This window comes from Aquimarina sp. Aq78 (assembly GCF_900299525.1).
Classification (GTDB): Bacteria; Bacteroidota; Bacteroidia; order Flavobacteriales; family Flavobacteriaceae; genus Aquimarina.
Genome location: NZ_OMKA01000014.1, coordinates 13,440 through 26,162 on the forward strand (window position 1 = coordinate 13,440; position 12,723 = coordinate 26,162).

The following is a 12,723-nucleotide window of genomic DNA, read 5'->3' on the forward strand; positions in this document are numbered from 1 at the left end:
AAATATTGTTATAAAAAAATAAGAGTGTTTGTAAAAACAAACACTCTTATTTTTTTATATATATACCCTATTAATTTCCCAAATAAATAAAAGTGTTAATTACCAGATAAGGTTGATAGCGATCAAAAGATTGATTTGTTCCTCCACTATTTAGTGTTACATTATGGTTATGATTACCTGCATTACCTGTATTTGTATTTCCTCCAGCTAATAAAATTCTTCTATTAGCATCTACCCCATTCTGTACACGTTGATTAGAAAAGAAACCAGCAAAACCATGTCTGTGATTTCCTCTGTTTGTGGTTGTACCGGTAAAATTAACATTAGGCAAATTTGCCTGGACTAACGTTGTATTTGCCTGGCCTCCTGTATCTCCTATATTTTCTCCTCCTGCAGGATGTTTTAAGACTCTATCTGTTGCATTGGGTAAATTTGTGGTAAATCCTAAACTAGTTGCAACTACCTGAGCAGTAACCGAAAGTGTTGCAGTACTACGACCATCTAAAATATACCATCCACCATGATCTGCAGTAACAACACTAAATTTCACATCTCCATCTGATGCTGATTCATTTGCAGCAACCCATTTTGTTCCATCCCAGTAATATATCTTATCATCTGTAATATTATACACTATGGATCCTTCATTAGGGGTTGCAATACCATTCATTTCGGCGGTAGTAACATTAGGCAGTCCTAATATAGAATTCCTATCTACTTGAGAATAAAAAAAATGAGATATAAAAATGAAAATTAAAAATAGTTTTGCTTTCATATAGTTACTTCTTTTATCATAAATATATAAAACCAAAAATACTTATTAGAAAATAAATCCAAAAGATATTCTTTATCAATCTATAAATATCATAACGAAGTAGTCCCTTCCTTATTAGATTTTAACTCTATCACTCTTTCTAATTTTCGAATAATTTTCTGTTTACGATAATACCGCTCAGGAAATGGGCTTATCTGCTTGAAACCATAGATATCGTCATCACCCTTACCTCCCTTACGATTACTTGCAAAATATCCTGTTTTATTTTCTTCATTAATAATAAAGGTAAAATCATCTTTGGGACTATTAATAGGGTTTCCTAAATTATAAACTTCTACCATTCCCTCTTCATTTGGAATAGCCATAAAAATATCTAAACCACCTAATCCCTTATGTCCGTCACTTGCAAAAAACAATTTTCCTTTATCACTAATATAAGGGAAAGTTTCACGCCCCGAAGTATTAATTAAACTTCCTAAATTTTTAGGAGTCCCAAAACTCTTATCTTCATTTATTTTGACTACATACAAATCTGATTTCCCATGAGTTCCTGGCATATCACTTGCGAAATACAAAAATTTCTCGTCATAAGATAACGCAGGGTGTGCTATTGAATATTCATTACTATTAAACGGTAATTCTTCTATATCTCCCCATTTTCCCTTATCATAATGTGCTCTATATATTTTTAACAAAACAACACCTTCCGTATTCGTTTTAGATTTTCTTTTAGAATAATTATTTCTAGTAAAGTATACAGTTTTTCTATCCTTGCTAAAAGTTGCAGAAGACTCATGAAACTTTGAATTAATATTTCCTTTTAATTTTTCAACACTTTTTTCTTCAGAAACGTGTGTAGTTGTATACAAGTCTAAAAAAGGTTGATTATTCCATTCATGTAATACTGTAGAAAAATTATTAGTGTTTCGTGAAGATGCAAATACCAATTCACCATTATAAAAACTAGGAGCATAATCCGAATATTTCGAATTGATCTTTAGGGTATCAACTATAAACTCCCCTGACTTATCTCTCCTTGATGAAACACCACCTAATGAGTCACATGCCTTTTCTTCTCTTGCATCATTATTTGTATATAACCAATGAGCTATATTATCTTCATTTTTATATCCTTCGGTACTCTTAATGCATTGTGCATATCTGGTTCGATATTCTGATTTTATCTTTTCTGGATACAAAGAAGACAATACTCGATACCATTGTGCTGCTTTTTCTAACTCCCCATTAAAGTAATATGAATCCCCTAATCTTTCATATAACTCTACAGATTTACCTCCTTTTCCTATAGCTTTCAAGTACATTTCCCTTGCCTCGATATAGGCATACTTTTTAAAAGCTTCATTTGCTTTTTCCAGCTGTTTTTCCTGAGAAAACACAGCGCCCCAAAAAAACAAAAAAAATAGAGCCCCTAAGTTTTTTTTCAAAACCATCTATTATCCTTTTGTTAATAGTATAACGACCTAAACTTTTCTTTTTCAAAAAAAAAAAAAAACAACAACTCTATATCTATTCTTAAAAATGAATCAGAATAAACAAATTCGTGTTTGATAAAAAATAAAAAGTTAAGATGATGCTATCCCCATAGCATTGATCGTTCCCTTGTTGTTTCCTATCGCAATTTACTGATGCTTAAGTAGATCTAGTGTTAAAAAATTCGAAAATTTCTTTTGTTTGCTTCTTTTTATCTGTATTAGTCCTTTGATCGTACAAAACTTACACATTATCCTTTTTTTATTGATGTACAACAATTCATCAATTATAGAAATCGCTTGATTTTAAGTTATTAAAGAGGTAAAACATGTTAAAATGCAACATGAGATAAGACATAAAGTTATTAATTGAAAATGACTTACTTTTTATTTTACCGTCATAGCCACAATCATTAGATACAATTTTCGTTATTTTGCATACAAATTTGAAACACTTGAAAAACAAATTCTTCTATATAATACTTGCCTTTATATTTTCGGTAGCATCATTTGCACAGGAAGGAAAACAAATCAAAGTTCAATCTGATCGTACCATAAAAGATCAAAACCGGTTTCCTGGAGCAACTATTCTGGCAAAAGTAGACAAACAGGTATATATGCAACATGAAGGGATTGAGATATGGTGTGATCAAGCTATTCATTATGGTGAAGATAAGTTTGTCAAGGCTTTGGGAAATGTAAAAATGAAACAAGGAGATACCATTATTATGACTAGTAAATATGCTGAGTATAATGGTAATACTAAATTCGCATACGCGAGTGATAATGTATTTATGGAAACTCCTTCTAATACATTGCGCACCGATACTTTATTCTTTGATCGACTTAGACAACAAGCCTATTACCGTAGTGGTGGGACAGTTCGAGACTCTTCAAATACATTGACGAGTCAAATTGGGAGGTATTTTATGGACCGAAAACAATATTCATTTAATACCACAGTAAAAATTGTAAATCCTGAAAATACAGTAGATTCGGATCGATTAGATTATTATACAGAAAATGGTCATGCATACCTGTATGGCCCTTCGACAGTTAAAGGTAAAGAAAGCACTTTATATTGCGAACGAGGGTTCTATGACACTAAAGCTAAGACTGGATATGCCATCAAAAATGCCAAAATCGATTATGATAAACGTACTGTTTTTGGAGATAGTATTTTTTATAATAGTGCGGATCAATTTGCATCAGCCACTAATAATATTAGAGTATTAGATACAGCTAATAATTCTGTAATCACCGGGCATTATGCAGAGGTTTTTAAAGAAAAAGATTCTGTCTTCATTACAAAGAGAGCACTTGCAGCCACCTTGCAGGAAAAAGATTCTATTTTCATTCACAGTGATACACTTATGATTACTGGTAAACCCGAACGAAGAATAATGAATGGTTTTTATGATGTAAGAATCTATAAGAGTAATATGAGTGGCAAAAGTGATTCTATTAATGTAGATCAAACCACAGGCTATACCAAAATGATTGGCCGACCTATTATTTGGTCACAAAGAAATCAAATGACTGGTGATACCATAAAAATTATCTCGAATACAAAGACAGAAAAATTAGATTCACTTATCGTATATCAAAATGCTTTTTTGGTTCAAGAAGACACCCTTAAAGCTGGATATAACCAGGTAAAAGGTCAAATACTTTATGGTTTATTTAAAGATAATGAACTCTATCAGGTAGATATTGATAAAAACACAGAAACTATATTTTACCAAAGAGAAAGTGAAGGTGAATTAAAACTTATTGGTATTAATAAAGTCCTCTCTAGTTCTATTAAATTATTACTAAATAATCGCGAGATAGAAGATGTCTATTATTATCAGAATATTGATGGTACATTATATCGTGAAATTGATCTACCAGAAAATGCTCGTGAACTCTCTGGTTTTAATTGGCGTGGTGATGAACGCATTAATAGTAAAGCTGATTTATTTAGAGGAGAATCTCCTCCTGAACTTATTAAAATAACAGGAATCCCATTACCAAAAGACGAAACAGATTTCTTTGATGAAGAAACGGTGAAACGTTTGGAGGATAATAAATCTGAAGGTTCTCGACTACTTGAGCAAGAACTCAAAGATGCTGAACTTAAAGAAACTAACGAACAACTAGATTCTATTCCTTTTAAAAAGAAAGTAAAAGAAGAACTTAATACCGAAAAGAAAAAAAATCAAAAAGATAGTATCAACATCGAACATTGATCTCTTTTTGTGTAAAAAATATCGGATAATCTAGTAAAAAAACAATCTTGAAACAGGATTTTTTCAAATATCAAGCCCAAACTACTCCGCATCCCTTAGCTATAGAAGTTTCACATGCTATCGGTAGTTATATTTATGATACTAATGACAAGAAGTATTTGGATTTTGTTGCTGGAGTCTCAGCATGTAGCTTAGGACACAAACATCCCAGAATTATACGTGCAATAAAGGATCAGTTAGATAAATATCTACATGTCATGGTGTATGGGGAATATATACAACAACCTGCTGTAGAACTCACTAAACTATTAGCTTCTCACCTACCCCATCCATTAGAAAAAACCTACTTAACCAACTCAGGAACAGAAGCTATTGAAGGCTCTTTAAAATTAGCCCGAAGAGTTACAGGTAGAAGCCAGATTATTGCAGCAAAACTAGCATATCATGGTAACACTATGGGATCTATGAGTGTAATGGGGTATGAAGAACGTAAACAAGCATTTAGACCATTAATTCCCGATACAGCTTTTATTACGTTTAATGATGAAAAAGATATAAAACAGATTACGCACAAAACCGCAGCAGTTATCTTAGAAACCATACAAGGAGGAGCAGGATTTATTGAGCCTAAATACGAATATTTAAAAAAGGTAAAAATGCAGTGTGAAGAAGTTGGGGCACTGCTAATTTTAGATGAGATACAACCTGGATTTGGGAGAACCGGTAAATTATTTGGTTTTCAAAATTATGATATCATTCCTGATATCCTTGTAATGGGTAAAGGAATGGGTGGTGGACTTCCGATTGGAGCCTTTACTGCTTCAACATCAATGATGAATCAATTACAGGATAACCCAAAATTAGGTCATATTACAACATTTGGAGGAAATCCTGTCATTGCAGCTGCCGCTTTGGCAACATTACAGGAAATTACCGAGAGTGACGTAATGGCAGCTACTCTGGAAAAAGAAAAACTATTCAGATCACTATTAATTCATCCATTAATCAAAGAAGTTAGAGGTCTAGGCCTTATGCTAGCTTTTATAACTCCTTCTGCAGAAATAACGAATCAAGTTATATTAAAATGCCAAGACCATGGATTAATATTATTTTGGTTACTTTTTGAACCCCTTGCAATACGTATTACACCGCCACTCACTATATCTGAAAGTGAAATCAGAGAAGGATGTCAACTCATTCTTACTGTTTTAGATCAAATACAAGACATCAAAATTTAAAAGACAATTATTGAATTTTTATTAAAAAAACCGTATCTTTAGTAGACCATCCATTATTTTCACAAATCCCTTAATACATTTCGGCTTCTATAAAAGAAAAACTCTATATCATTATCATATAATGGTACGTATTTTGTTAATTAGTTTGTTAAAAACAATTGGTTTTTGAAGTATAATCATTCAATTACATTTGTAATTTTAATACTGAGGAAATCAATAATGCGAAAATAGATTAAGTAATGGATTTATTAAATACTTTTGATTGTTGGGGAAGACAAAAAAGGTATTTACATCAATTTTATGATTTATTGAGCATCTTTAATCAACGTGTATGAGATTTAACCACGAAGAAGAAGAAAATAATTTCTCGATTACTCGATACGAGTCTATGCTGAGATCTAATGATGTTAAATTTTTTGATTCAGATGAATTTGAATCTATTATTCATCACTATCTGGAAAACGGAAAAATTGCTAAAGCAAAAAAGGCAATTTCTTTAGGCCTTTCTCAACATCCGTCATCCGTTAATCTTAAATTACTGCAAGTCGAAGTTCTCGTCTTTGAAAATCGCTTGGATAAAGCAGATAATCTTTTGGCTCAGCTACATGCTATAGAACCAGAAAACGAGGAAATCTACATCCAAAAAGCTAATATTCTTTCTAAACAAAATGATCATATAAAAGCTATAGAGTTATTAATGATGGCTCTTAGTTATACAAATGACGCAGCAGATGTGTACTCCCTTATAGGAATGGAGTATCTTTTTATGGATGATTTTGAAAATGCAAAAGTCAATTTCATGAAATGCCTTGAAGCAGATGATCAGGATTATTCTGCTTTGTACAATGTTATATATTGTTTTGATTTTCTCGAACAACATGAAGAAGCCATCGAATATTTAAATATGTTTCTAAACAAAAATCCGTACTGTGAAGTAGCCTGGCATCAGGTTGGTAAACAATATTTTGATTTAGAAGAATATGAAAAAGCACTTGCAGCTTATGATTTTGCAATTATAAGTGATGAATATTTTATTGGTGCTTATTTAGAAAAAGGAAAAGTATTAGAAAAACTCAAAAGACATAATGAAGCTATAGAAAACTACAGAATAACATTAGAACTGGATGACCCTACTTCTTTTGCTCTGTTAAGAATAGGAAAATGTTATGAAAAATTAGGTGTAGATGACCTGGCAATTCAACATTATTCTAAGACCGTACATGAAGACCCATTACTAGACAAGGGATGGATAGCCATTACCGATTTCTATATGCGTAAACGTGATTATCAAAAAGCACTGTATTATACTAACAAGGCTATAAACATTGATAGTGAGAATGTTTTATACTGGAAACGCTATGCAAAAATAAACAATAGACTTGCATTTTTTGAAGAAGCAGAACGAGGATATAGAAAAGCTATTGAACTAGGAAATTATGAACTAGAAACCTGGCTAAATCGTTCTGATATCCTTAGGTTTATTGGAGAATCAGATGCTGCAGTACAAAATTTACACCAGGCTATCGAGTTTTATCCAGATAATGCAGAAATTCAATATAGACTTGCTGGTTTATACTATGAGCTACAAGATTATCAAAAAGGTGAATATCATATAAGAAAAGCACTGGATCTTGACTATGAATACCTTATTGTTTTAGAAGAGCTTTTTGAAAAGATTTTCAACCTCACTCTTGTTAGAAACATTATTTCTGAATATAAATAATTCTAAAAAAGACTGTTTTTTTTCTAATAGGTTGCATTGCAAAAATCCATACATTTGTTTTAACTAAAAACACCAAAAACAATAAGAATGCAAAGAAATCTTAAGGATTACCTTATCATCTCTGCAAAAGGATTAGCAATGGGAGCAGCAGATGTAGTTCCTGGAGTTTCTGGGGGAACTATTGCATTTATATCTGGCATATATGAAGAATTAATTGAAACTATTAATGGTTTAGACCTTGGTTTTTTCTCAGTTTGGAAAAAAGAAGGATTTAAAACTTCCTGGAAAAAATACAACCTTTCTTTTTTAACAGCACTTTTTTTAGGTATAGTAACCAGTATTCTTTCTCTTGCAAAACTTATAAAGTGGTTGCTTCATAATGAGCCGTTATTACTTTGGGGATTTTTCTTCGGATTAGTTCTTGCCAGTATCGTTTATATTGGAAAACAAATTACTGCCTGGAAACCAAAAGTAATTATTGGTATTGTTCTGGCGGCTGTACTTTCTTATTTTATAACTATAGCAGAACCTTTGGCTTCACCAGACAGCAATTGGTATCTTATGTTTTGTGGATTTATAGCAATCATTGCTATGATACTACCAGGGGTATCCGGAGCTTTCATTCTACTTATCTTAGGAGTATACCAAACAGCCATTGATATCCTAAATCAATTACGTGATGGAGTTGTACAAATGGATTTCGATATGATGTGGCAAGCTATTTATAAAATAATAATCATGGGGATCGGTGCCGTTATAGGTTTGAAATTATTTTCTAAAGCACTTAACTGGATGTTTAAGTATCATAAAAATATGACTTTAGCTATACTTACAGGATTCATGATAGGTTCGCTAAATAAATTATGGCCTTGGAAAAAAGTAGAATCCTGGAGAACAAACTCTGAAGGAATCGAAGTCCCTTTCATAGAAAAAAGCATTCTACCAAGTCAATTTGAAGGTGATGTTAAAATGATTTGGGTTTTACTTTTTATAGCTATAGGTTTTCTATTAATTCTTATCTTAGAACGCCTTTCTGTAAAAAAACCAAACTAACCAATGCAACAGAGTACCCGAACCTTTACTGATAGACTTTTCCTTGTTATTAAAGGTCTTGCAATGGGTGCTGCAAATAAAGTCCCTGGTGTTTCTGGAGGTGTCGTTGCATTTGTTGCCGGGTTTTATGAAGAATTTATTTATTCTCTTCAAAAAATAAATTTTAAAGCATTTAAACTTTTTATCAATTTTAGATTTAAAAGTTTTTGGAGATACATAAATGGACGATTTCTCGGCCTCCTAATTTTAGGAATGTTAATTAGCTATTTTAGTGTTTCTAAAATTCTGGATTACCTTATTATTCATTTTGAATTATACGTATGGGCAGCATTTTTCGGGATGATTATAGGCTCTATTTATTATATAGTAAAAGATTTTAACGATTGGAACAGAAGAAATATCTGTCTGATCATTATAGGTATCATAGTTGGAGTTAGTATAAGTTTATTGGCTCCTGCAAAAGAAAATGACAATCTTTGGTTTGTATTTATCTGCGGCATAATCGGTGTATCAGGCATGACATTACCTGGGTTATCTGGCTCTTTTATTCTTATTTTACTAGGTAATTATGTTCTTTTACTGGTTGATTCTGTGAATGCGCTATATGACACAATAGCTGATCTAATACGCTGGGATTTTTCATTTATAGAAGATTCTCACAGAACTCGATTATTGAAGGTACTTGTTGTGTTTAGTCTTGGCTCATTAACTGGTCTAGTTACCTTATCTCATTTTTTAGGGTATGTTTTAAAACACTATAAAAATGCGACTTTTGCAGCCATTATTGGATTTATAACCGGTTCTCTAGGTGTTGTTTGGCCCTGGAAAAATAAAATTTACAAAGTTGATACTATAGGAAACACACAAATTGATGCACTAGGCAATCCAATATTGGATAATTATGATCGATATTTTCCTGATTTTACAACTATCGAAACCTATATTGGGATTTTTTATATTCTTGTAGGTATTGGTATCGTTTTATGGTTAGAATGGTATGGCCAAAAAACACTAAAAACTTCAAAATGAAAAAAGTATACGGCTTATTAGGCAGAAACATCAGTTATTCTTTTTCTAAGGGTTATTTTTCAGAAAAATTTGAAAAAGAAAATCTAGATTGTGAATATAACAACTTCGATCTTACCCAAATCAAAGATTTTATAGAAGTTACTAAAGATCCTCATGTACAAGGTTTAAATGTAACAATACCCTATAAAGAAGAAGTAATTCATTATATGGATGATTTGGACCCAATAGCCAAGGAAATTGGAGCCATAAATGTTATAAAATTTGATAAGGATCAAAAACTCAAAGGATATAATAGTGATTATTATGGTTTTACAGAATCTCTAAAACCTTTACTTAATAAAACGATAAAAAAAGCATTAATTCTTGGTACAGGAGGTGCTTCAAAAGCTATTGCTTATGCATTAAGCCATCTAAATATCGATCATACATTTGTATCTCGTAATCCTGATTTTAATGAACTAAGTTATAGTGATCTCGATGAGGATATTATACATGCATACAAACTAATAATCAACTGTACACCTCTGGGGACGCATCCAAACATTCATAATTATCCAGATATCCCTTACGAATATATTACCAAAAACCATGTTTTATACGATTTGATTTACAATCCAGATGAAACCACCTTTATGAGTAAAGGAAAAGAAAAAGGAGCTACAGTTTCTAATGGATTACAAATGCTAATACTACAAGCAGAAAAGGCCTGGGAAATCTGGAATATGTGACTTTTCACTTCATTTTGTCATAAAATTCTTACTAAAATCCTTTTTAACTAATCTTAAAACCTTTCAATAACTTTGAGTTTTTCTAATATGTTAGTATCTTAGTCAGGCTATTAAACTCAGACAAACAAAAACGCTCACACAATGTCCACACGTGATAACCTGCCTAAGGCAGATGGAAATGAAGAAAATAAGACTAAGATTTTAGATGTAAACTTAGAAACCGAAAATCCAGAAGCTGTTAAACCAGATGGTTCTGATGAAGAAACCACTGAAAATACAGAACATTCTGAAAACGAAGAATCTAAAACATTAGTTAATCCACAGATTACAGATACTATAGAAGAAGATTCTGAGTCTGAAAATAGTATTACAACTTCAGAAGAAGCATTAAATTCTGACACCGACGTAAAAGAAAATGCGCCTACTCCAGATGAAGTTACTGTAGAGAATAGTGATGATGCACCTGCTTCAGAAAATGATGTAAAGGAATCTGTAGATGAGAGCAGTGAGGCAATTACTTTACAAAAAGAAGAAGCAAAGCCCAAAACTCCTGCGGGCGAGGATCAAATTCAAGATCAAATGGACGAAGCTGTCGCTGAGCATAGTGAAGATGAGACTACCATAGAGCGCCATAATATCGAGAAGAAGGATTATCATGCCATGAATAAGGAAGAATTGATCAAAGAATTACGAGAATTGGTCAAAAATGAAAAAATTCAGGCAATAAGAGAACATGTTGAGGAAATCAAAAATGAGTTTAATGAAAAATTTAATGAAGAAGTAGAACAAAAGAAGGAAGAATTCATGGCCGATGGTGGTGATATTATAGATTTCTACTATTCTACGCCAATAAAAAAAGAATTTAATTCTGTTTATTTTGATTATAAAGAAAAACGAAATTCATATTACCAAAATCTTAAAAAAGACCTTCAGGAAAATCTAAAAAGAAGATTAGAATTAATTGATGAGTTAAAAGGATTACTTAATGTAGATGAAAATATAAATACAACATACAATCATTTTAAAAGTATCCAGGAAAGATGGCGTAATGCGGGTCCTATACCAAGGGATAAATACAATACGGTATGGAACACCTATCATCATCATACCGAGAATTTTTATGATTTTCTGCATTTAAACAGAGAATTTAGAGATCTTGATTTTAAACATAACCTTGAGCAAAAACTTAAGATTATTGAGCGTGCTACAGAATTAGCACAGGAGACGGATGTTAACAGAGCCTTCAGAGAATTACAGTTACTTCATAAAATGTGGAAAGAAGATCTGGGACCTGTTGGAAAAGAATACAGAGAACCTATCTGGGAAAAATTTAGCGCCTTAACAAAGCAAATTCATGAAAACCGCCAGAGGTACTTTAAAGATCAGGATAAAGTCTATGAACAAAATCTAGTAGTCAAAAGAGAAATCATTGCAAAAATTATTGAAGTTAGCCAGGATCATCCTAAAAACCATAGTGGTTGGCAGCAAAAAATAAAAGAAATTGAAGCATTAAGAGATCATTTTTTTAAAGCAGGAAAAGTACCTTCTAATGTAAATGAGCAGACTTGGAGTGAGTTTAAAACTGCCGTAAGAGATTTTAATCGTAATAAAAATGCATTTTATAAAGGACTCAAAAAAGATCAGTTTGATAATTTAAATAAAAAGATGGAACTGATCCAGATTGCAGAAGACAATAAGGATAGTGATGATTTTACTGCCATTACTCCACTTATGAAAAAAATTCAATCGGATTGGAAAAAGATTGGCCATGTACCTCGAAAGGATAGTGATAGAATCTGGAAAAGGTTTAAAGATGCATGTAATTCTTATTTTGATAGACTTCATGCAGAGAGAAATGAAGCTAATAAAGAAGAGCTTGTTTCTTTAGAAAAGAAGCAAGAACATATAGAGATTCTTAAAAAATTAGAGTTTTCTGGGGATACCGAAACCGATCTTAAAACTATAAAAGAAAACATTGCTACCTGGAAAACTTTAGGTAGAGTGCCATATAAAAAGAAAAATATAGAAACCGAATATAACAAAGTTCTCGATGGTTTCTTTCAGCAACTTAATTTAGGTCGCAAAGAAACAGAACTTATTAAATATGAAAACAAACTAAATACTTTATCCGGTCAGAGTGATGATCGAGCTCTTAGAAATGAACAGAGCTTTATTCGTAAAAAAATTGATGAAGTTAATGGTGAAATTCGCCAATTAGAAAACAATCTTCAGTTCTTTAAACATGCCAAAGATGACAATCCAATGGTAAGAGATGTACGAAAGAATATCGAAAAGTATAAAGAAAACTTAGATGTATGGAAAGCTAAATTAAATAAGATCAGGCAACTTTAGTCATACATACAATGGCTTTCTGTAATGTAGAAACATAGTATTCTGGAAATACAGAAACGAATACATTCGTATTACATTCCTTTAACATTTTCTTTCATTCAGTA

At 31.9% G+C, this 12,723-nt stretch carries 9 protein-coding genes; 7 read left to right on the plus strand and 2 right to left on the minus strand.

Features of this window, described 5'->3' with window-relative positions; genetic code table 11:
* Positions 1 to 70: 70 nt before the first annotated feature.
* Positions 71 to 775 (minus strand): hypothetical protein, encoded by a 705-nt coding sequence (locus DG435_RS09180; RefSeq protein ID WP_106794923.1) that lies wholly within the window; start codon positions 773 to 775, stop codon positions 71 to 73.
* Between the two features lie 89 nt (positions 776 to 864).
* The gene (locus tag DG435_RS09185) at positions 865 to 2,226 is read right to left on the minus strand and encodes a tetratricopeptide repeat protein (RefSeq protein WP_106794924.1); all 1,362 of its coding nucleotides are present in this window, start codon (positions 2,224 to 2,226) and stop codon (positions 865 to 867) included.
* A 494-nt stretch (positions 2,227 to 2,720) separates the two neighbouring features.
* On the opposite strand from DG435_RS09185, the gene DG435_RS09190 reads away from it, so the two are divergent.
* The 7 genes from DG435_RS09190 to DG435_RS09220 all read left to right on the plus strand — a co-directional run bounded on the left by DG435_RS09190 (position 2,721) and on the right by DG435_RS09220 (position 12,619).
* Positions 2,721 to 4,496, plus strand: coding sequence for an OstA-like protein (locus DG435_RS09190; RefSeq protein WP_234387192.1), 1,776 nt, complete (start codon positions 2,721 to 2,723; stop codon positions 4,494 to 4,496).
* A gap of 47 nt (positions 4,497 to 4,543) precedes the next feature.
* Positions 4,544 to 5,734 carry an aspartate aminotransferase family protein gene (locus DG435_RS09195; RefSeq protein WP_106794925.1) on the plus strand — a complete coding sequence of 397 codons (1,191 nt, stop codon included), beginning with the start codon at positions 4,544 to 4,546 and terminating at the stop codon, positions 5,732 to 5,734.
* A gap of 331 nt (positions 5,735 to 6,065) precedes the next feature.
* Positions 6,066 to 7,457 (plus strand): tetratricopeptide repeat protein, encoded by a 1,392-nt coding sequence (locus tag DG435_RS09200; protein WP_024771206.1) that lies wholly within the window; start codon positions 6,066 to 6,068, stop codon positions 7,455 to 7,457.
* An 87-nt stretch (positions 7,458 to 7,544) separates the two neighbouring features.
* Positions 7,545 to 8,510, plus strand: coding sequence for a DUF368 domain-containing protein (locus DG435_RS09205; protein ID WP_024771207.1), 966 nt, complete (start codon positions 7,545 to 7,547; stop codon positions 8,508 to 8,510).
* 3 nt (positions 8,511 to 8,513) lie between these two features.
* A complete protein-coding gene (locus DG435_RS09210; RefSeq protein WP_106794350.1) occupies positions 8,514 to 9,539 on the plus strand; it encodes a DUF368 domain-containing protein in 1,026 nt (341 codons plus the stop codon).
* Positions 9,536 to 10,267 (plus strand): shikimate dehydrogenase, encoded by a 732-nt coding sequence (locus DG435_RS09215; RefSeq protein WP_106794382.1) that lies wholly within the window; start codon positions 9,536 to 9,538, stop codon positions 10,265 to 10,267. Before DG435_RS09210 ends, DG435_RS09215 begins: the two co-directional genes overlap by 4 nt.
* 141 nt (positions 10,268 to 10,408) lie before the next feature.
* Positions 10,409 to 12,619, plus strand: coding sequence for a DUF349 domain-containing protein (locus tag DG435_RS09220; protein WP_106794351.1), 2,211 nt, complete (start codon positions 10,409 to 10,411; stop codon positions 12,617 to 12,619).
* Positions 12,620 to 12,723 lie beyond the last annotated feature (104 nt).